18 protein-coding genes are annotated in these 19,440 nt (G+C 59.1%); 11 read left to right on the top strand and 7 right to left on the bottom strand.

Annotated features, from left to right (window positions below):
* Genes ACLM42_RS01220 through ACLM42_RS01205 form a run of 4 tightly spaced genes read left to right on the top strand, consistent with a single transcriptional unit; the run spans position 1 to position 4,878 of the window.
* The gene (locus tag ACLM42_RS01220) at positions 1-1,038 is read left to right on the top strand and encodes an SAM-dependent methyltransferase (RefSeq protein ID WP_415400105.1); all 1,038 of its coding nucleotides are present in this window, start codon (positions 1-3) and stop codon (positions 1,036-1,038) included.
* Entirely contained in the window at positions 1,038-2,099 is a 1,062-nt protein-coding gene (locus ACLM42_RS01215; protein WP_415399474.1) for a Glu/Leu/Phe/Val dehydrogenase dimerization domain-containing protein, read from the top strand. The genes ACLM42_RS01220 and ACLM42_RS01215 overlap by 1 nt, the downstream gene beginning before the upstream one ends.
* Positions 2,096-3,280 (top strand): FAD-dependent oxidoreductase, encoded by a 1,185-nt coding sequence (locus tag ACLM42_RS01210; protein WP_415399473.1) that lies wholly within the window; start codon positions 2,096-2,098, stop codon positions 3,278-3,280. The genes ACLM42_RS01215 and ACLM42_RS01210 overlap by 4 nt, the downstream gene beginning before the upstream one ends.
* 38 nt (positions 3,281-3,318) lie before the next feature.
* Positions 3,319-4,878, top strand: coding sequence for a BCCT family transporter (locus ACLM42_RS01205; RefSeq protein WP_415400104.1), 1,560 nt, complete (start codon positions 3,319-3,321; stop codon positions 4,876-4,878).
* 1,017 nt (positions 4,879-5,895) lie between these two features.
* Here the strand turns inward: ACLM42_RS01205 and ACLM42_RS01200 are convergent.
* Positions 5,896-6,171, bottom strand: coding sequence for a hypothetical protein (locus ACLM42_RS01200; protein WP_247911714.1), 276 nt, complete (start codon positions 6,169-6,171; stop codon positions 5,896-5,898).
* Between the two features lie 308 nt (positions 6,172-6,479).
* Between ACLM42_RS01200 and psbA the strand changes: the two genes are divergently transcribed.
* Positions 6,480-7,559 carry a photosystem II q(b) protein gene (gene psbA, locus ACLM42_RS01195; RefSeq protein WP_415399472.1) on the top strand — a complete coding sequence of 360 codons (1,080 nt, stop codon included), beginning with the start codon at positions 6,480-6,482 and terminating at the stop codon, positions 7,557-7,559.
* Between the two features lie 374 nt (positions 7,560-7,933).
* Here the strand turns inward: psbA and ACLM42_RS01190 are convergent, their stop codons facing one another.
* Positions 7,934-8,176 carry a hypothetical protein gene (locus ACLM42_RS01190; protein ID WP_247911716.1) on the bottom strand — a complete coding sequence of 81 codons (243 nt, stop codon included), beginning with the start codon at positions 8,174-8,176 and terminating at the stop codon, positions 7,934-7,936.
* 629 nt (positions 8,177-8,805) lie between these two features.
* Complete coding sequence (locus ACLM42_RS01185) at positions 8,806-9,015, bottom strand: hypothetical protein (protein ID WP_247911717.1); 210 nt, start codon at positions 9,013-9,015, stop codon at positions 8,806-8,808.
* 390 nt (positions 9,016-9,405) lie between these two features.
* Between ACLM42_RS01185 and ACLM42_RS01180 the strand changes: the two genes are divergently transcribed.
* Positions 9,406-9,651, top strand: a complete 246-nt coding sequence (locus ACLM42_RS01180; protein ID WP_247911718.1) for a hypothetical protein — start codon at positions 9,406-9,408, stop codon at positions 9,649-9,651.
* Between the two features lie 89 nt (positions 9,652-9,740).
* Here ACLM42_RS01180 and ACLM42_RS01175 read toward each other — a convergent pair whose 3' ends face one another.
* The gene (locus ACLM42_RS01175) at positions 9,741-10,028 is read right to left on the bottom strand and encodes a hypothetical protein (protein ID WP_371820688.1); all 288 of its coding nucleotides are present in this window, start codon (positions 10,026-10,028) and stop codon (positions 9,741-9,743) included.
* A gap of 229 nt (positions 10,029-10,257) precedes the next feature.
* Between ACLM42_RS01175 and ACLM42_RS01170 the strand changes: the two genes are divergently transcribed.
* The 3 genes from ACLM42_RS01170 to ACLM42_RS01160 all read left to right on the top strand — a co-directional run bounded on the left by ACLM42_RS01170 (position 10,258) and on the right by ACLM42_RS01160 (position 13,481).
* Positions 10,258-10,404 (top strand): hypothetical protein, encoded by a 147-nt coding sequence (locus ACLM42_RS01170; RefSeq protein WP_415399471.1) that lies wholly within the window; start codon positions 10,258-10,260, stop codon positions 10,402-10,404.
* A 548-nt stretch (positions 10,405-10,952) separates the two neighbouring features.
* Positions 10,953-12,122, top strand: a complete 1,170-nt coding sequence (locus tag ACLM42_RS01165; RefSeq protein WP_415399470.1) for a THUMP domain-containing class I SAM-dependent RNA methyltransferase — start codon at positions 10,953-10,955, stop codon at positions 12,120-12,122.
* Between the two features lie 21 nt (positions 12,123-12,143).
* Positions 12,144-13,481: a cation:proton antiporter gene (locus ACLM42_RS01160; RefSeq protein ID WP_247911721.1), complete on the top strand. Its 1,338-nt coding sequence runs from the start codon at positions 12,144-12,146 to the stop codon at positions 13,479-13,481.
* Here the strand turns inward: ACLM42_RS01160 and ACLM42_RS01155 are convergent.
* A complete protein-coding gene (locus ACLM42_RS01155; protein ID WP_247911722.1) occupies positions 13,447-13,857 on the bottom strand; it encodes a phage holin family protein in 411 nt (136 codons plus the stop codon). The genes ACLM42_RS01160 and ACLM42_RS01155 overlap by 35 nt on opposite strands.
* Positions 13,854-14,354, bottom strand: coding sequence for a glycine zipper domain-containing protein (locus ACLM42_RS01150; RefSeq protein WP_415399469.1), 501 nt, complete (start codon positions 14,352-14,354; stop codon positions 13,854-13,856). Before ACLM42_RS01150 ends, ACLM42_RS01155 begins: the two co-directional genes overlap by 4 nt.
* Positions 14,355-14,445: 91 nt before the next feature.
* Between ACLM42_RS01150 and smc the strand changes: the two genes are divergently transcribed.
* Both smc and ACLM42_RS01140 read left to right on the top strand, forming a co-directional pair.
* On the top strand, positions 14,446-18,051 hold the full coding sequence (smc, locus tag ACLM42_RS01145) for a chromosome segregation protein SMC (protein WP_415399468.1): 3,606 nt from the start codon (positions 14,446-14,448) through the stop codon (positions 18,049-18,051).
* A 35-nt stretch (positions 18,052-18,086) separates the two neighbouring features.
* Positions 18,087-19,013 carry a PRC-barrel domain-containing protein gene (locus ACLM42_RS01140; RefSeq protein WP_247911725.1) on the top strand — a complete coding sequence of 309 codons (927 nt, stop codon included), beginning with the start codon at positions 18,087-18,089 and terminating at the stop codon, positions 19,011-19,013.
* Positions 19,014-19,022: 9 nt separating this feature from the next.
* On the opposite strand, the gene msrB is transcribed toward ACLM42_RS01140, so the two are convergent.
* Entirely contained in the window at positions 19,023-19,424 is a 402-nt protein-coding gene (msrB, locus tag ACLM42_RS01135; protein WP_247911726.1) for a peptide-methionine (R)-S-oxide reductase MsrB, read from the bottom strand.
* Positions 19,425-19,440 lie beyond the last annotated feature (16 nt).

Genomic DNA, 19,440 nt, shown 5'->3' with positions numbered 1-19,440 from the left:
ATGGCCATTGCGATGACCACGGGCTACAGCTCACAGACTGAGGGGGCTCTGCTTTGCATTGAAGCTGCTACTGACTGGGCATTGAGCTGTGTGGACAGCCTGGCGGGCGATCGCCATTACATCCTGATCGACTACGGCGCTGCCGACGGAGGAACGGCCGTCGGGCTCTGGCAAAAGGTGCTGGACCGGCTTCATGCCAACCACCCCAATGCACACCTCACGCTGATTGGCAACGATCTGCCCAGCAACGACAACCAAGCACTGGCAGACAACCTGGCCCTGCAAATCCCAAGGCCACCCAAGCCGACGGTGCTTGTGAGTGCCCGCAGTTTTTATGAACCATCCGTCGCCCCTGAGACGGTCAGTTTTGGCTTTTCAGCCACGGCAATGCACTGGCTGAGTGCCTCGCCGGGGCCCCTCAACACCCACACACACGTCTTGGCCTCAGGAGATGACGAAGCTCTCCAGCGCTTCAAGGCCCAAGCCATGAAGGACTGGAATCACATCCTTGAGCTCCGCAGCCGCGAGCTCAAGGTCGGGGGGCGCTTGCTAACGGTCAACCTCTCGCGCGATGAGCAGGGGCTCTACCTCGGAGAGAACGGAGGTGAAACCAGGAATGTTCACGACCAACTTCACGAGATCTGGCGAGGTATGGCCGACGAGAAGCTGATCAGCGAGGAGCAGTACCGCAGCGGCACGGTCAACAACTTCTACAAGTCCCCCGAGGAATTCATGGCTCCTCTGAAGGATCCCAACTCTCCCGCCCATCGAAATGGGCTGCGACTCGTCGACCAACGCACCGTCTATGTGAAGTGCCCGTACCGGCGCCGGTGGAAAGAGAACGGTGATACGGCCGCCTTCGCAGCGGGACTCATGGCGACCATTCGCAGCTGGAGTCGCCACAGCTTCGCCAACGCGGCCGGTACTCAAGCCGCTGACATGGTTTACCAGCGATTGGAGAAACGCATCGCGGAAGCACCGGATGAGTGGAGCCTCGACTACGTCGAGCACCACCAAATGATGGAGCGCGTGGGCTGATGGTGTTATCGACAACAGCGCCGCCGGATGTGTCGGTGCTGTCGCAGCATGTCTCGCCGCATCTCTCGGTCTTCATTGTTGGAGAGACGACCCACCCGGGTCGCCCCGCCAATGGCGGGCTTCGGCTACTTCCGTACTCCAGCGATGACGCCTGCATCGCCGATGGTCGACGGCTCGCAGCACTGATGACACACAAACACGATCTCTACGGCACCGGCTTCGCGGGCGGAAAAATTGTGGCGCGCGCGGCCGATCTCGACGCCGTCAAAGACGAGCTCATTGGAGTCACCGCAACACTCCTTGAGTCCCTGGATGGAGCGATGGTGACTGGGTGTGATCTCAACACAACCCTGGAGGACATGGAGCGTCTAACGACGCTCACGCCCCATGTCCTGGCCGCAGTCGGCAGTCCAATCGATGCGAGTGCGGCAACAGCCCATGGGACGCTTGGTGCCGTGGAGGCCGTCTTGGGCGAGACGCTGGCAACAGCCGAACCAGGTCGGGCTCTGGTGCATGGCTGCGGAGCGGTGGGTGGAACGGTGGCCCGCTCTCTGGTGGATCACGGTTGGACGGTGTTCACCATGGATCACTATCGCGACCGCGCCAGATTCCGTGGAGCCACCCCACTTCCCGCAAATTGTTCATGGTGGGAATTGGACCTTGATCTGCTGCTTCCTTGTTCAATCTCCGGGCTGATTGATCAAGACATGACTGAAGCGCTGCGTGCCAGAGCCGTGGTGCCGGCTGCCAATGCTCCATTTCATGAGGCCCATCTCGCTGAGGAGCTGCGCCAACGAGCAATTCCTGTACTGCCCGACCCCCTGGTCAATGCAGGCGCGGTCATCGCCGACTCAATCGAGCGCTTCTCTCCAGATAGCTGGCGGCAAGCTGAAGCGGATGCGGTCTATTCCTTTGTACGCGAGGAAATCCGTAACCGCTCCGATGAGTACTTGCAACAGCGCAAGAGAGGAGCATCAGCACACACAGCCCTGGGCACCGTCGCCGCAGGCTCTGAGGGACGACCGATTGGTCTGAGCTTCAGAGGAAGGCATGATCCATGACATTCACCATCCCCAAGAGCGTCAGCGTCCTGATCCTGGGTGGAGGCATGGCCGGCCTCAGTTGTGCCGCTGCCCTAGCGAGACAAGGAATCACCGATGTCCTGCTACTTGAAGCGAAGACCCTCGCCCATGCCCAAGCCAGCAGCTTCGGTGAGACTCGGATGTTCCGGGAGATGTACTCCGATCCAGTGCTCTGCGAGCTGGCTCAAGCCGCAAATCAACTGTGGATCAAAGAAGAAGAAGAGGCTGGAGTCCCGCTCAGGGCAACCCATGGATTGCTCTTCTACGGCGAAAGCTGGGAAGAGGAAACCATCGAAGGCTCGATCCCTGGGGCCCGCCGGGTCATGGATGAGCAGGGCATTCCCTACGAAACACTCTCTTCGGCAGAGATCGCCGCACGGTTTCCACTCAAGCCAAAACATGAGTTCACAGGACTCTTCGAACCCACGGCCGGAGCTGTGCGCAGCGACAGGGTCATTGCGCACTGGTGCCAAACAGCTCGGGCCGCAGGACATCAACTCCTGGAGCACACCCCTGTAGAGAGCATTGACTCTGATGGACGCGGCGTGACCCTCAAACAAGGGCAACACATCAGGGCCGATCAACTGGTGATCGCTTGTGGAATCTGGAGTCAACAGCTGCTCGCCCCCCTGGGGCTACAGCCAAAACTTGAGATCTGGCCGATGCTTTGGGCGCATTACACGGTCGATCCAGCGCTGGCAGATCGCTATCCCCAATGGTTCTGTTTTCAACAAGAACGTGGTGATGACGGCGGCCTCTATTACGGCTTCCCCGTGTTAAGCCACACCCCTGATGGGCGTCCCCGGATCAAGTGTGGAATCGATTGGACACCCAAGGAACTGCGTGTCCATGAACCAGGCTTGATGCAGAGGGATCCTCCACCTCGATTGGTTGAACTCTTGGATCAATTTCTATTCAACGAGCTCGAGGGCATCCAAGATCGCGTGGAGACCGTCATGAGCCCCTATTCAATGACCGAGGACGTAAATTTCGTTCTCGATCGCATCACGCCAACCATCAGTCTCTTCTGCGGGGGGTCAGGACAGTCCTTCAAGTTTGCCCCCTTAATTGGCGACTCCCTTGCGCGCTTCGCGAGTGGTCAACAACCAGCTGTTGATGTCAGCTGCTGGAGCCATCAACGACCTGCCGTCACTGCATAAGCGTTTTGCCTGATCTTAAAAGACAACCACAACCTGACATCATCACCCCACGGGACGTTCCCTGGCTGAAACAGCCACCCCTCTGGGTTGGTTCTATCCCACTACTTCTGTTTCTGCTGATCGCAGCGGTGGATCTGGAACTCGCCAGGACTTTCACCAGCAATGGCAAAACAATCATCAGCCAACACATCGGTGGCCTCTGGCAGTGGCTGGTGCTCGCGGTGTTCCTCGTGGCCATGGGCCTGGCGATCAGTCCCATCGGATCAGTGAAGTTGGGGGGAGCCGGAGCCAAACCAACCATTCGTTTTTTTGATTGGTGCGCAGTCCTGATCTGCACACTGCTGGCGGGTGGAGGGGTGTTCTGGTCTGCCGCAGAGCCTCTGTTCCACTTCCAATCTCCAGCTCCCTACTTCCCACAAATCACTGGGGGCAGCTCAGAAGCCGTTGATCCGGCGCTGGCCGTGAGCTTTCTGCATTGGGGGTTTTTGGCTTGGGCACTGGTGGCGACCACAGTGACCATCACCTTCTCAATGCTGGAGAAACGGGGGGAGCCCCTGCGGCCTCGTTCACTGCTGGTGGGGGTCCTCCCAAGGGATTGGGTGGATGGAGCTGTTGGTGATTTCGCGGATGGGCTCTCGGTCGTCGCCGCTGTTGCGGGCACCGTCGGCCCTCTGGGCTTTCTCTCCCTGCAACTGAGTAATGCAGCTGGACAGCTGCCATGGCTCAGCGACAGCGCTGGTTTGCAATCCCTCGTGGTGATCTTGCTCACAGCGGTGTTTGCCACCTCCACAGTCAGTGGAATTCAGCGCGGCATCAAATGGCTCTCTGAGTTGAACGTTGTACTCACCCTTGGGCTGGCGGCAGCAATCCTTTTGGTTGGCCCAGGGCTCTGGCTGCTCCAGCATTTCCTGAGTGCAATGTTGCTCTACATCAACGAGTTGCCCGCAATGGCCCTGGCGAGCAACAACGCCGAGCAAGCCGGCTGGTTGAACGGTTGGACCATTTTTTATTGGGGTTGGTTTCTGGGTTATGCCCCACTCATGGGGCTGTTCACCGCCGGGGTCAGCCGTGGCAGAAGCATGCGGGAGCTGGTACTGGCGGTGGCCATCCTCTGTCCACTCGTGACCAATTTGTGGTTCACCCTGCTGGGGGGCACGGGAATCGCCCTGGAGCTCGCCGATGCTGGTTCCATCAGTGGGCCGCTTCAAATGAGCGGAGCGGCGGCTGCCTTATTGGCGATCCTCAGCCAACTGCCTCTGGCCTGGCTGTTAATCCCAACGGGACTCCTACTGGTGGTTCTGTTTATGGCCACCAGCGCTGATTCGATGAGCTACGCAGCGGCCATGGTGGTCAGTGGAGAGCGCGAGCCCGCCCCGTTACTGCGATTGTTCTGGGCCCTCATGATCGGCAGTCTCACCCTGGTGCTGCTTCGAATCGGAACAAGCCTGGGCGACAGCACGTCCATTGACGCGCTGCAGGCCTTCATCGTCATCGCGGCAGTTCCTGTCACACCACTGGTGCTGTTGAGTCTCTGGAGCGCACCGCGGCTGGCCTGGAGAGAGTGGGCTAGCACCAGTCGAGCAACAGCTAGGCCATAAGCCCCAATGGCAACAGCTCTTTGCCTTGCTAGCGATAAGGAGTCTCCGGACGACCTGTAATGACTAACCTGAATCCCATGCAGAGTCAGCCGATGAACGTTAGACAATCTCGCGATTACCTCCAACAGAAGCGAAGAGAAATCAGGAAGCAGGGCCTCTTAACCAACGAAGTGTTGACCAAAAAGCAGGGACAATTCAGCCAGGAGAAGGGCACCACAGCTCAACAATCCAAGGTCTCCAGACTATGGGACCGTTTCGCAGAACAAGTCAGTGCTGTGGTGAGCAAGGACTAAACAGCCTTCGCGACAACCGTTAGATCGAGGCCCCAGGTTGAACCAAAGGGGTCGTTATTAAGGCGCCATAGAAAGACTGATCCAAGCAATCGGCAGATAACAGCAATACAGAGTCTTGCTGGCAAAAACAAGAAAAATGAACGATAGCCGAGGCGGAGATCGCGAGAGGCAATCCAAACCATCCGATGCATGCGTCTGCACACTTCAACGACAAGACCGGAAAGTGCCGCAGATACGCCCTAGATCCACGCAAGGGCCAACCAGAGGATGATTAATCGATTTGCATTACATGATTCCAGCCGTCACACATACCATGAAGAACTCGCTAACAAGATTCCATATCGAATCCAGACTAAACAGGACCCACTCCAACACGACCTGCCTTAAATGGCGCGGGGACGGATCACTCTCTGAGATCGATCATCAAGAAATCATGGGACGACTGTGCACTGTTGACCCCGAGCTTTCAAACACAGGTCTATGCCTAGAAATGATTCATCGCTAGGCATCAAGCTGAATGACAAAAGCCATTGGCCTGGATATGCCCTGCTGGGCACCATGAACCCGCCCCACTAGTTGACTGCAGATTAACAGCAGTTTCGCAGCCTGAGTGACGCATTCACTCCCGTGAATCAACGCCAGAATAAAGACGGAGAGGGACTCTCCGGTGAGGCAACAGAGGGGCTTAACCCCCTCTTTTTTTGGCGAGCACCGGGGCAAATAACTAATCAGAAGATTGCGAGAGCAATTGCTCCTCAAGATCTGGAGTAATTCCCCCATATGTATATTCAGAACTAGGAGGAAGATTGAGCTCACGAAGCCACTCAATCAGAAGCCGACGGTCCCGCATGGCAACAGCAAGCTCAAGAAAATCACGCCCAATTTCACCGGCGACCTGAATCGTATCCTCAAGCGCTTCCAGTTCAGAGCAAATGGCTCGATAGAGCGCATAATCACGGAGAGTAAGCTCCGAAATCTTTGAACGGTGCTGATTACCCACAAATGAACGCTAAAACCATTGATCACTGGTGGAGATCCAACAAGCAGATCCATGGCAGAGATGCCTCAACCACATTGAGATTCCAGATACATCGAACGCTCGGTTCTTTTCTGCTGCTGAACAGAGGCAGAAGAGCTGATCAATCGCAAATAGCCAGGGAAGGCTTTCAAGCTGGACAAGGGCATTCACGGGAAAGCGCAGGAGAATAAACAACTCCCTGAATCACCCCACAACAAACAAACACTGCTAGAAAAACTTCTCTCACCAGAGAGAGATAAAGAGACACACCCAATCAGCGGAGAATCTTTATGGCAACATTGACAACAAAGAAACGCCTACTCAGGAATGGCAAAGCCTTCTCGGAATGGATTACTTCAACGAAGCAGCGAATTTACATCGGCTGGTTCGGCGTCTTATTCATCCCGACGGCACTGACAAGCGCCATCGCATTTGTACTCGCAATACTGTGCGCTCCAGTGGTCGATATTGACGGAGTTCGAGAGCCGATCAGCGGAGCCTTGCTCGATGGAAACAACATCATCACAGCTGCAGTTGTTCCAAGCTCGAACGCCATAGGCTTGCACTTTTATCCATTGTGGGAAGCCACAAGCATCGATGAGTGGCTTTACAACGGAGGACCCTATCAGCTCATTGTCCTCCACTTCCTCATTGCAATCACAGCCTATTTAGGGCGCCAATGGGAATTGAGCTACCGCCTAGGAATGCGCCCATGGATTGCCATTGCGTTTTCAGCTCCCTGGTCTGCAGCAATGGCTGTTTTTCTTGTTTATCCCATGGGTCAGGGATCGTTCTCCGATGGAATGCCACTGGGGATTTCTGGCACCTTTAATTTCATGCTGGTCCTGCAGGCCGAACACAATGTGCTCATGCACCCATTGCACATGCTCGCCGTTGCAGGCACTTTTGGAGGCTCACTCCTTGCTGCACTGCATGGATCTCTCGTAACCAGCAGCCTAGTGCGAGAGACCACGGAAGCAGAATCAATCAACCGCGGCTATGCATTTGGGCAGAAAGAAACCACATACAATTTAGTGGCTGCACATGCATATTTTGGCCGCCTTGTATTTCCCTATGCAGCATCAGATAACAGCAGAAGTATTCATGCCATTCTGTTTGCATGGCCAACCATTGGAATTTGGTGCTCATCACTGGCCGTAGCTTCCTTTTCCTTCGGTCTCAATGGATTCAATTTCAACCAATCCATACTCGACATCCAAATGCGAACCATCAACAGCTGGGCAGACGTCCTGAATCGAAGCAACATTGGGATTGAAGCAATCCATGAGCGGAATGCACATAATTTCCCCCTCGATCTCGCATCATCTGAAACGTCCTACATCGCTCTATCTCGATCCATTGAAGGGTAGCATTACCCAAAAGAGTGGCTCATCTCAGGGGCAGTCCTCATCAGGCTGCCCCTCTCAAGATGTTCCCCTTCTTTGAAGATCAGGCCTCTTGATGGAGTTAATCAACGCCATCAAGAGGCCTCCATCTTTCGCATCGACTGAGTGTCTCTATCGAGAAAAAAGGGAGGAATCTTCCCCCCTTCTGGGGACACGCGTAAATGGTCTAAGCCGCACCCTCAGTGTTGATGGCCAAGGCCTGCCAACGCCACTCAACAAGCAACGCCGGCTGATGGAACAACCGACCGGTACCGATCGCATGCCCTATGCGTAGGGGTGCTGATGGAAGTCCTGACTCGCCAGCGAGCAACGAAGAGATCCGAGTGCTAAGAAAGGATTTAGGCTCTCGCCGCCTTGCGTTGCTGACCGGCATAGACCCCAGCACCGGCGACGACAATCGCCAAACCACTACTGACCGCAAGAAAGGCGAGGGTCTGCAGCAGAAGCAACAAGACGCCCAGCGCTGAAAAGGCTGTGATCCTGATCTTGGCCTTGATCAACATGGTGAGCAACAGGAATACCGTTGCTTTTAAGCCAAGAATCGTTGCCGCCGAAAAGGGGCAGAGCGGGTTGATCAACATGGGTCGCTCCGGAGTAGGGACATGCTGGTGCAGCTTCCCTAGGAATGCGAGCACTCAATCACTCTGCATCACTTCTGCGGCAACGAAGCCACACTGAACACCGTGATGGACAGCTCAGGCAGGAATCACTGCTGGCAGCCGCCCCCTGCTTGCGGTGCTAAGGTGAAGGGAGACACCATGGATCCAACTACCTGCTTTCAGAACAGGAGTTCGGATAGTCCGGCTGAAATACTCGGAGCATCAGGCTTTCTGGCCTAATCACAATCGCTTTTTTGCGGCTGTGGTCCGACAATTCGGTCCACTCAACAGCGTGGACGTGCGGCACTGGTTGACGCGCTCCACGGCTCCAACGTGTTGGCCTTGCAAGGCTTCATCAGACGCGTCAGGGAACAAGTGTGTTTTTTGTCCATTACATAGGCAGTTCATTCACGATTCATCCAATCCTGTGTCAATTCTTGGCTCGATCAATGCTCAATGGCTGCATTCATCCCGGCTCTGGGCTAAATCAGCTCACCTAGAGGCGTGCGGGAGTCGAGCAACAAGCACAACTCCAAACTTGATATCAGATCTGTTTAATCATTCACTGAAGATTCACCTACAAATGCCCAGTCAGTCCAATCCATCTATCGTCATTTCCAGCCTGCCAAGGTGCCTTGATCCCAGTCGTGATGACCTGTGGTCAGCCCAGGCAAAGCGTTACTGGCGGCAAGTGTCTGCTTCTGAACAGCCTTCTGCACCAGTGGTCTCTGACCATCTGTTGCGGTAGCAGGCTGTTTTCTGCTTGGAGGCAAGCCATCCATCAATCTCTTGTTCAAGGCCTCCATACTTGCTGCAGCCATCGATCAATCAACACGCGATTGATCCCCACCCTCCACATCTAAGGGTGATTCAGGTGTCCAGGCTCGCCGAGCAGAGGAAAGCGAGTTGAGCAGTTTTCATTCCTGATGCTTTGGTAAGGAGTCAGAGCCTCAGTTGCTGCGCTTGAGGGCCTGGCAATCCGTCCAAGATGTCATTCAAACGCGCAAGCAGGTGCATTTTTCTGCTGCCAGAGAATATTGCCTACCCCTGGGGCCCTGTCTCTGAAGGGTATTGGCCGATTTTTTTCATGGCATTTTCTGCTCAGCAGTGCCATAACTGAAATGTGCTCGTTCGTCTAGAGGGATTCGAACCAGGCCAACCGTGTCGCCTGCGTGCCGGGGAAATGAATGCATCAACTGTGCGGAGGCGACTTGACCGAATACACCTTTGATCCTGTCGATCAGGAAGTGATCGTCGAGATTTCTTTAACAGAGCTGTATCAAGTACAAACAGAAGCTCGCAATGCTCTTGGGGGCATCTGGAATTTGCAGCATGAAAAATGGTGCGTGGATCGCCACCGATCTCTCTTTCACTGCACAACCCAAGAAGCGAATCGGATGCATCGAGGCATTCGATACAGGTCATGGCAAAAACTTTCTATTTTGAGCTCAAATTAGCAAGAAGTTATGAGCATCTTCATTCAAACAAAGCTGACCCTAGAGCGCCAACCGTTCAATGATTGCCTTATTGAGAATTAAGGCACAGCTTAGTAATCGTCTCCGTACTTCACTGAAGATGAAGCATCCATGAGTTCAACAGTGGTCTGGTAACCGCTCTGAACAGTGACCTCGTGCTGGATTGCAACGTCCTGCAGCGCCTCAACATCCAATTTGGGCGCAGTGATCCAACTAAATCCCTTCCCAAAGGTGTTGTCAGGGTTCACGACATACCAATGGCAGGCAGTGTCCGGGACAGCCACCGAGCACTTAGTCCAGTCGTTGTCCCACTGGGGAACCTGAACAAACGACAGAGCCGCAAACAGAAAGCTCAACATTCCCGCAAACATTGGCTTTCTTGGCATGGCCCATGACCCTAGCAGCCATCTCCGGGCACCAATGCCCCCCAGCACTGATCAGTCGAGGCCGAAGGGAGACGTGAAGCCATGGGTCGTTCGGTCTTGATTGGCAGCGGTCCATAGTGCGTGCATGGAACATCCGAACGCACATCAACTCCGATCACTTCGCCTTGATGCGCTTGCTCGCGATCACCGTGTCGTCTCCGACTTGAACGACGGGATTGCCAATGGGCCCGATGCGCTGGTGATGGAACTGATGGACAACCATGGCTGGCCGGCCCATGAGGCCCTTGATGCAGTGCAGCGGCTTCAGGAAAAAGCCCTTCGCGGCACCTCTCAACAGACGGCTGCTTGAGTCGTCCTGATCGATTGGCTCTGTTTTTTTGTCTGAAGTTGAGCCATAACCAAGACGTGTCACGCAGACACCAATGGAAGCCGGGGAGGTCACCGGCTTTTTTCATGCCTGAAGCCTGACCAGCGAAGCAGCGACTTTCGCCCAGATCAATGCCCTAGAGAGGGTCTGGCGTAATGCCAGAAGCTTCCGCTGGACTGATTAAAGGGGCCTCCCAGCCCCCATGGATCATTTGGTTGATAAGGCTGATCTAACCCCATCTCCCTTAATTAGGGTCAGGCAGCCACAGGGGCGGTCTGACGGGAGAAACGAACGATGTTGTTCGCTGTTACGGGTTCGCTCTTACCGAGCAGGCTTCAGTCACCCTCCTCATGCCCCGTCGAAACCATTGCAGCCCCATGAAGTGGAGCTGAGCGGAATCGAACCGCTGTCCGAAACACTGGTGTGAGCCACCTAGTCCGGTCAAGACCGGACCCCTTCATTCTGCAGGGTCAACGCACAATGAGAGTGACCTCCTTGCGGGAGGGAAACCGACCGCGTTGATCGATGTCATGACAGAAGCCTGGCACCGGCAAACCAATCGCCGCCGCGGTGTGATTCAAGGGATTGCGGTGCTGCCCCAAGGCCTGGAGGAGATCGGGGCGGAAGAGCTGGTCAACCTCGGGGCCAAGCAGGTTCAGCCCCTGCGTCGCGCCGCGGCCTTCGAAGCCGATATGGCCTGCCTCTATCGGCTCCATCTGCAGTGCCGCTACCCCTTTCGCTTCCTGAGGGAGGTCGCGCGGTTCCCCTGCCATGACCGCGAATCGCTCTACTTCGGCATCCAGAACGCCCTCGAATGGGAACGCTGGCTGCATCCCTCGATGAGTTTCCGCGTCGATGTCAGCGGCAGCAACCCCGGACTCAGCCACAGCCACTACACGGCCCTACAGGTCAAGAACGCCGTGGTTGATCTGCAGCGCAATCTCTGGGGCGAGCGCTCCTCCATCGATCTCGACGAACCCGACCTCTCCCTCCATGTCCACCTCAGCCGCCAGGAAGCACGGCTCAGCCTCGATGGCTCAGGCGGCAGCCTGCATCGCCGGGGGTACCGCAGCGCCATGGGCCTGGCCCCTCTCAAGGAAAATCTGGCCGCGGGCCTGGTCCGCCTGAGCGGCTGGGATGGATCCATCCCCCTCGTGGACCCACTCTGCGGTTCTGGAACGCTCTTGATCGAAGCCGCCAGCTGGGCACTCTCCCAAGCCCCCGGGCTCCATCGCTCCTTTGCCCTCGAGGGCTGGGCTGACTTCAATGCCGAGCTCTGGGAGGAAGAGCAGCGCCGGGCCCAAGCCCGCGAACAACCGACCAGCACGCTGCCGATCCTGCTGGGCTGCGAACAGAACCCCGACGTGGTAGAGCAAGCCCGCCATAACGTCCAGGCCGCAGGACTTAGCGGAGCCATCACCATCCAGGCTGGCGATTTTCGCGCGCTGGAACTGCCAAGCGGCCCGGGAGTTCTGGTCTGCAACCCGCCCTATGGCGAGCGGATCGGCGAACGCGATGAACTCGAGCAGCTGTACTCGGATCTGGGGGCCATGGTGAAAGAGCGCTGCAGCGGCTGGAGCCTCTGGCTCCTGAGCGGCAACCCGGAACTCACTGGAGCCCTGCGGATGAAAGCCAGCCGGCGGGTTCCCGTGAGCAATGGCGGCATTGATTGCCGCTGGCTCCACTACGAAATCCGTTAGTGCCCGGCTTAGGGTTGCAGCATGAGCCATTGGATCACCCCCCTGCTGGCGAGTAGCCAGGGGTTAATGACAGTTCCCCTTGAGATTCAACTGCTGTTTATCGGAGCGGTTTATCTCGGGACACTGATCATCAGTCGCTTCTCGATTCGCATTGGCCTACCCGCTGTGCTTGGGGTTCTGTTCTTAGGCCTGCTGGTCCATATTCATGCCTTGGATGTTGCGACAGAGGAAGTGGAGCGACTTCAAACCTTCTCCCTTGCCCTGCTGCTCTTTTATGCCGGCCTCAAAACAGACACCCAAGCGATTCGTGGCTTCCTGAAGTACGGACTCGCCCTCGCCATTGCCGGGGTTGCCATCTCCACCCTGGTTCTGGGTGCTGCCATCGTCTGGCTGACCTCCCAAAGCGGCAGCGCCATCACCCCAGGGCTCGGCAACGCCATCCCGCTTGGGGCCGCCCTTCTGGTGGCCGCCTGCCTGGGCTCGACCGATGCCGGCGCGACCCTCGGAGTCTTGCGCCAGGTCAAACGCCAAGTCCCTCAAAAAGTGCAGGACCTGCTGGAATTCGAATCGTCGGTGAACGACCCTTCGGCACTGATTCTGTTCAGCATTGCCGCGAGTCTCTTCACCGTTGGTTCGCAAGGCCAAGCCCTTCCTGAAGTGATCATCGGTGGCTTCTCCAGCCTGCTGCAAAAGATGGGCTCGGGGGTCTTGGTGGGATTGGGCTTCGGTTACATCGCCCGATTGATGATTAACCGTTTAGTGGTCGATCGCGAGCAACTGCTCATTGTGGCGATCTCCATCGCCTTTATGGATTACGGCTGCACCCAAATCCTCGGCGGATCAGGTTTTGTAGCGGTCTACATCACGGGTTTGTTGATGACCAATGAGCACTACCAAAAGCCCGAGATCAATCACCAAACGATTCAAGACGTGCTGCTGCCGTTCAACACCATGACGGAGATCAGCATCTTTTTCATCTTTGGCCTACTGGTGGACCCCAACCAGTTACTCCCAGCCTTACCGGCTGGCCTGGCCACCGCTGCAGTCTTGATGCTCGTCGCCCGCCCCTTGAGCGTCCTGGTCTTTCAACGGCTTTCGCCCTTCAGCGTCAAGGAGTCCCTGTTGATTGCCTGGTGCGGCCTGCGCGGGGCGGTGCCCTTGGCGCTCTCCTTCAACGTCATGGCGGCCATCCCGATGCTGCGCGGGGTGCCTAGCGATACAAGTGCCGCTCTGCTGGCTCAGAACTGCCAGGCCATCGTTTTCATCACGGTGATGCTCAACCTCAGTCTGCAGGGACTCTCCCTGCCGAGCCTCTGCCGCTGGCTCAGCGACCCACCAACGCCCGTGTCGTCTTCGTGAGACCCGCCAAGGTTTCCGGCAGATAGGGGCCCTTGGTCATCAGCCCGCCAATCCGCAGGAAGAGCGCACTCAGCAGCAAGTTGATCCCCATCAGGCCCAGGGCGGCCTGAATCCAACTCCAGCCCCGGCTCTGATGCAGCCAGATCAGCAACGCCACATCGGCCGCCAACCAGGCCATCAACAACGCCGAGAGGCCAGCCATCAGCAAGACGACGCCGCCAATCAGGCGGCGCTTCTCGCGATCGGCTTCCTTGAGCGCAATGCGGACATGCAGGTCCATCACCGAGGCCACCAGCCCCGTAATGCGGGAGGCCGCCTTCAGGGGAACCCCACGCCGCGGTGGATCTTGCGGAGAGGAGGAGTCGGAACTGGTCATGAAGAACGGCGACCGGAGAGCAACAGACCCAGCAGCAGCCCCACTCCAGCAGCCAATCCCAGTGCCATCAAGGGGCGTTCACGCACGGGTTTTTCGATGCGCGGCCGCAAGTTGGCATTCAGGTCATCGAGTAAGTGCTCGAGCTGCTCCTCCAAGGGCCGCAGGGAATCAGCCCATTGCTGGGCCTGGTCCTCACCAAGCGTCAGCAGATCCAAGAGCTGATCCTTCACACCGTCACTGGTGCGTCCCGTTTGGCGAGCAATGACCTCCACCACGGTGTCCAGGCTGCCGCGCGTGGCCTCCAGGGTGTGGCGGGCCACCTCCGGCCATTCCTGCTGAATCGTCGGCAGAAACTGCTCGAAATGCTCCCGGAACAGGGACGCCACCGGCGAAAGGGGCTCGTTTTCAGGCGCCTCTTCCGGCTCGATCTTGGCCCGCCAGGGCTGCTCCTGCACGGGCTCCTGGGGGACACCGTTGCTGGTCGTGCCTGAGTCCATGGGGCCGTGGGACAGCCACCACACCGTAGTGACCATGCCTTGAAATCGACAGAGGGTCGGCTACCTTTCTGGTGCTCGACGCTCGGGCCTGTTGGTTCACATCAATCAGGTAGAGCTGACCCACTTCAAGTCCTTTGGCGGATCGATGTCGATCCCACTGGACGAGGGCTTCACCGTGGTCACCGGCCCCAACGGTTCGGGCAAAAGCAACATTCTTGACGGGGTTCTCTTCTGCCTGGGTCTCGCCAGCAGCCGCGGCATGCGGGCTGAGCGACTGCCCGACCTGGTCAACAGCTCCAAGCTGAAACAGGGCAAGGCCGCCGAAACGGTGGTCTCGGTCCGCTTTGACCTCAGCGACTGGCAGCCCGATGAAGCTGAACAGGGCCTCGAGGCATCGGAGGAAGGCCCCTGGATCAAACCCGGGCAAACCGAATGGACGGTGACCCGAAGGCTGCGCATCGCCCCGGGCGGGACCTACGCGAGCACCTACAGCGCCGACGGCATCCCCTGCAATCTCCAGCAGCTCCAAACCCAGCTCAGACGTCTACGGGTCGACCCCGAGGGCAGCAACGTCGTGATGCAGGGCGACGTGACCCGCATCGTCTCGATGAGTTCCCGCGACCGCCGCGGAATCATCGATGAGCTGGCTGGGGTGGCGCTGTTTGACTCCCGCATCGAACAGACCCGCTCCAAGCTCTCCGATGTGCAGGAGCGGGAGGAGCGCTGCGCCATCGTCCAGCAGGAACTGCTGGTCTCCCGCCAAAAGCTTGAGCGGGACTGCGCCAAAGCCCGCACCTATCAAGAGCTGAGGGAGCGTTTCCAGCGGGGCCGCCTGCAGGAACAGGTGCTGGGGTTCGAGCAGGCTGAAGCGCAGTTCCAGCAACTGCAAAGCCGTCAGGAGGCACTGAAACGCCAGCAGGAGAGTGATCGACAGAGCGTCAGTGAGGGCCGCATCGCCCTCGAGGGGGCCTCCAAAGCCCTTGATGCCCTGCAGGCCGAAGTCAAGGCCCTTGGGGAAGATCAACTGCTCGCGGTGCAGTCCGAGCTAGCTGGGCTCGAGGCCAGTGCCAGGGAACTCAGCCGGCAGGCGGAAAAACACCAGCAGAGCGCCGAAGAGCTGCAGCGCCAACGCATGGAGCTGGGCCGGCAGCAGGCCGACCTCAAACAGCAGCAGAGCCAGCTCAAGAGCGCCGACGATCAAGCCAGCCTGGATCAAGCCGAAGCCGATTGCCGCAGCGCCGAATCCGCCGTCGAACTCTCCCGCCGGCGCCTCGGGGAAGTCGCCGGCCGTAGCGGCAGCTGGCTCGAAGAGCAAAAGCAGCGCAGCCGTCAGCGCCAGGACATCCAAACAAAGCTTTCTCCCCTTCAGGCTGAACAACAGCAACTGGTGGAGCGCCTGCGCCAAGAGCAGGAACGCCTTGGCGAGCTACAGGAGCAACTGCAACAGGACGCCGCCAACAGCGATGGGGTCTCCAGCTCCCTGACCGCCCTGGAGGGCGAATGGCAGCAGTTACTCGAGGAACTCAGAACCCAACAAACCCGCGCCCAGGAGCTCGCCGAAGCCCTTGCCCTGCAGCAGCGCACCCGCCAACGGCTCGAGCAGGAACAGGTCAACCTCGAACGGGAGATCGCCCGGATGGAATCCCGGCGGGAGACCATCCAGGAAAGCCGCGGCACCGGAGCCCTGCGCCTACTCCTAGAGGCCGGATTGGAGGGGATCCATGGCCCGGTCGCGCAACTCGGGGAGGTCGAGGAAGCCCATCGCCTGGCTCTGGAAGTGGCTGCTGGGGCTCGCCTTGGGCAAGTGGTGGTTGATGACGACCGCATTGCAGCGCGGGCCATTGATTTGCTGAAGAGCCGCCGGGCCGGACGCCTGACTTTCCTACCGCTCAACAAGATCCGCGGGGGTGGAGGTGCCATGCGCAACGGCGCCGCCTTCGAACGGGGTGGGGGCACCGTGGGCGGCGACGGTCTGGTCGGCCGGGCCGTTGAACTGGTCCGCTTCGAGCCCGTCTATGGCGAGGTCTTCCGCTACGTCTTTGGCGACACCCTGGTCTTCCGGGATCTCGCCAGCGCCCGCCGCGAACTAGGCCGCTGCCGCGCCGTCACCCTCGATGGCGAACTGCTCGAGAAGAGCGGGGCCATGACCGGCGGCAGCTTCCAGCAGCGGGGCAACCAGCTGAGCTTTGGTGCCGCCAGCGACGCCGATGAAGCCGAGCCCCTGCGCCGGCGCCTGCTGGAACTCGGTGAAACCCTGCTGGCCTGCAAGCGCAAAGAGGCCGAGCTCGGACGGGCCCTTGAGGAACTGCGCCCGCAGCTCAGCCGCCTTGAACAGCGCAAAGCCGCCCTGGAGGCCGAACGCACGGCCGCCCAACGGGCCCATGGCCCCCTGCAGGAGCGCCGCGATCAACTGACGGCCCGGATCAAGCAGATCGAGACCGACCTCAGCGGCGGGCAGCAGCGACTGCAAGCCATCGCCACCGAACTGAGCCCGCTTCAAAAGTCACTGCAAGAGCTGGAGGCCAGCGAGGCCAACGCCCAAGCCAGCGGCGACAGCGAGCGCTGGCAGGGCCTGCAGAAGGAACTCGAAGCCGCCGATGGCGCCCTCACCCAGGCCAGACAGGAACGGGACAACCTGCTCGCTGCACGCCGGGAGCGGGGACTGGCCGCTGAACGGGTCAGCAGCCAACTGCAGGCCCTCGGAGGAGAGGAACAACGGCTGGCACAAGCCGTCAATGCCCTGATCGCCGAGCGCACCCAGTGGAAAGAGCAGCAGCAAGCCGATCAACAGAAGCGCAGCGAACTCGAAGCCAAGCAGCAGGAACTGCAAACCCGCTTTGGTGAGCGGCGGCGCGCCCGCGACGAAGCGGAGGCCCAACTCTCCAAGCAGCGCCAAGTCCTGCAACAGCAGGAATGGGAACTCCAGCGCCTGGGCGAAGAACTCTTGGCCCTGGCCGAAGAGGAGCGCAGCAGCGGCGGGCGGCTGGAGCAGCTGCAACGGGAACTCCCCGATCCACTGCCTGAGATCCCCGAGGAGGTGCGCGAGAACGGCCTGGAGGCCCTTCAGGCCGAGCTCAAGAGCTTGCAGCAGCGGATGGAGGCCCTCGAGCCGGTCAACATGCTCGCCCTCCAGGAGCTCGAGGAGCTGGAGACCCGCCTCGCTGATCTGCAGGAGCGCCTCGATGTCCTCTGCAAAGAACGCGAAGAGCTGCTGCTGCGGATCGAGACCGTGGCCACCCTGCGCCAAGAGGCGTTCATGGAGGCCTTCAACGCCGTGGATGAGCACTTCCGCGACATCTTTGCTGGCCTCTCTGACGGGGAAGGCTTCCTACAGCTTGAGAACCCGGAGGCCCCCCTCGATGGCGGCCTCAACCTGGTGGCCCACCCCAAGGGCAAAGCGGTGCGCCGCCTGGCCTCCATGAGCGGCGGCGAGAAGTCCTTAACAGCGCTGAGCTTCCTCTTTGCGCTGCAGCGCTTCCGTCCCTCGCCCTTCTATGCCCTCGATGAGGTCGACAGCTTCCTGGACGGCGTCAATGTCGAACGGCTGGCCGCCCTGATCGCCCAGCAAGCCGATGCAGCCCAGTTCCTGGTGGTCAGCCACCGCCGTCCGATGATTGGGGCCGCCACCCGCACCATCGGTGTGACCCAAGCCCGCGGAGCTCATACCCAGGTGGTGGGATTACCACCGGCTGCGTAACCAAGCCCCGGCCGCTTTTCGGTCACAATGCGCTCATGACAAGCACTCCACCCGGAAGCGAGCCAGCCGCGACCCCAAGCGACCGCCTCTGGCTGCGCTCGGAGCTGATGGGCACCCAGGTGATCACCCGAGACACCGGACGCCGTCTTGGTGTGGTGGGAGAAGTCGTCGTCGATATTGACCGCCGCGAGGTGGTGTCCCTAGGCCTGCGGGACAACCCGCTGACGCGCTTTCTGCCGGGTCTACCGCGCTGGATGCCCCTGGAAAGCATCCGCCAAGTGGGCGACGTGATCTTGGTGGACTCGGCCGACTCCCTCTCGGAGAACTTTGATCCGGAGCGCTACTCCCGGGTGATCAACTGCCAGGTGATCACCGAATCAGGCGAACAGCTGGGCCGGGTGCTGGGCTTCAGCTTCGACATTGAGACCGGAGAGCTCACCACCTTGGTACTGGGGGCCGTCGGCGTTCCTCTGCTCGGGGAAGGGGTGCTGAGCACCTGGGAGCTCACCGTTGAGGAGATTGTCAGCAGCGGCCCCGATCGCATCATTGTTTACGAGGGCGCCGAAGAAAAGCTCAAGCAGCTCGGCACCGGACTGCTCGAAAAACTAGGCGTCGGTGGCCCCAGCTGGGAGCAGGAAGAGCGGGAGCGCTATCGCCTGAACATGGTTCCCGTCGAGAACCAACTGGCCGCAGGTCAGCCCAGCGCCCAGGAGGAGCAGAGGCGCATCGAACCAGCCACCAATCGCCGCTTCGAGCCGGAAGAGGATTACGACTACGTCGAGGTGGAGCAGCGCCGCGAACGGGAACCGCTTCGCCAGCGGCGCTATCTCGATGAGGAGCCCACTCCGCGCCGCTATGTGCGCGATGAGTCCCCCTTGGATGTTGAGCCCTATGAGCCCTACGACGAGCGGGCGCCCATGCCGCGGCGGCGAGAGCCCTCCGGAGGCGGCGATCCCTGGTGAGGGAAGGGCCTAGCCCTTCTCCTCCTCAAAGTTCAGGGACGCGGAGTTGACGCAGTAGCGCAACCCCGTGGGGGTTGGTCCGTCATTGAACACATGCCCCAAGTGGGCATCGCAGTTGGCGCACTTGATCTCGGTGCGGACCATCCCATGGCTGTTATCGGTGTGGGTGCTGATCGCTCCCTCCTTGGCCCCATCCCAGAAGCTTGGCCAACCGGTTCCGGAGTTGAACTTGGTGTCGGAGCTGAAGAGCTCATTGCCGCAGCAGACGCAGCGGTACATGCCCTTGGCCTTGTTGTCCCAATAGATCCCGGTGAAGGCCCTCTCGGTCCCCCCCATCCGAGCCACCTGAAACTGCTCAGGAGTGAGCTTCTCGCGCCACTGCTCGTGGTCGTGCTGGGCGGCGTCAGCCATCGCTCTTGATCCTGAG

The organism is Synechococcus sp. W4D4, assembly GCF_047716805.1.
In the GTDB taxonomy this organism is placed as follows: Bacteria; Cyanobacteriota; Cyanobacteriia; order PCC-6307; family Cyanobiaceae; genus Vulcanococcus.
The sequence above is the reverse complement of the archived record's forward strand: the minus strand, read 5'-3'. Positions and strand labels throughout refer to the sequence as shown.

Coding starts and splice junctions, on each gene's coding strand:
- ACLM42_RS01140 (WP_247911725.1), top strand. CDS start 18,087: ATGACAAGCACTCCACCCGGAAGCGAGCCAGCCGCGACCCCAAGCGAC.
- ACLM42_RS01155 (WP_247911722.1), bottom strand. CDS start 13,857: ATGACCAGTTCCGACTCCTCCTCTCCGCAAGATCCACCGCGGCGTGGG.
- ACLM42_RS01190 (WP_247911716.1), bottom strand. CDS start 8,176: ATGTTGATCAACCCGCTCTGCCCCTTTTCGGCGGCAACGATTCTTGGC.
- ACLM42_RS01210 (WP_415399473.1), top strand. CDS start 2,096: ATGACATTCACCATCCCCAAGAGCGTCAGCGTCCTGATCCTGGGTGGA.
- psbA (WP_415399472.1), top strand. CDS start 6,480: ATGGCAACATTGACAACAAAGAAACGCCTACTCAGGAATGGCAAAGCC.
- ACLM42_RS01175 (WP_371820688.1), bottom strand. CDS start 10,028: ATGTTGAGCTTTCTGTTTGCGGCTCTGTCGTTTGTTCAGGTTCCCCAG.
- ACLM42_RS01165 (WP_415399470.1), top strand. CDS start 10,953: ATGACAGAAGCCTGGCACCGGCAAACCAATCGCCGCCGCGGTGTGATT.
- ACLM42_RS01150 (WP_415399469.1), bottom strand. CDS start 14,354: ATGGACTCAGGCACGACCAGCAACGGTGTCCCCCAGGAGCCCGTGCAG.
- ACLM42_RS01220 (WP_415400105.1), top strand. CDS start 1: ATGGCCATTGCGATGACCACGGGCTACAGCTCACAGACTGAGGGGGCT.
- ACLM42_RS01160 (WP_247911721.1), top strand. CDS start 12,144: ATGAGCCATTGGATCACCCCCCTGCTGGCGAGTAGCCAGGGGTTAATG.
- ACLM42_RS01215 (WP_415399474.1), top strand. CDS start 1,038: ATGGTGTTATCGACAACAGCGCCGCCGGATGTGTCGGTGCTGTCGCAG.
- ACLM42_RS01185 (WP_247911717.1), bottom strand. CDS start 9,015: ATGGCTGCAGCAAGTATGGAGGCCTTGAACAAGAGATTGATGGATGGC.
- msrB (WP_247911726.1), bottom strand. CDS start 19,424: ATGGCTGACGCCGCCCAGCACGACCACGAGCAGTGGCGCGAGAAGCTC.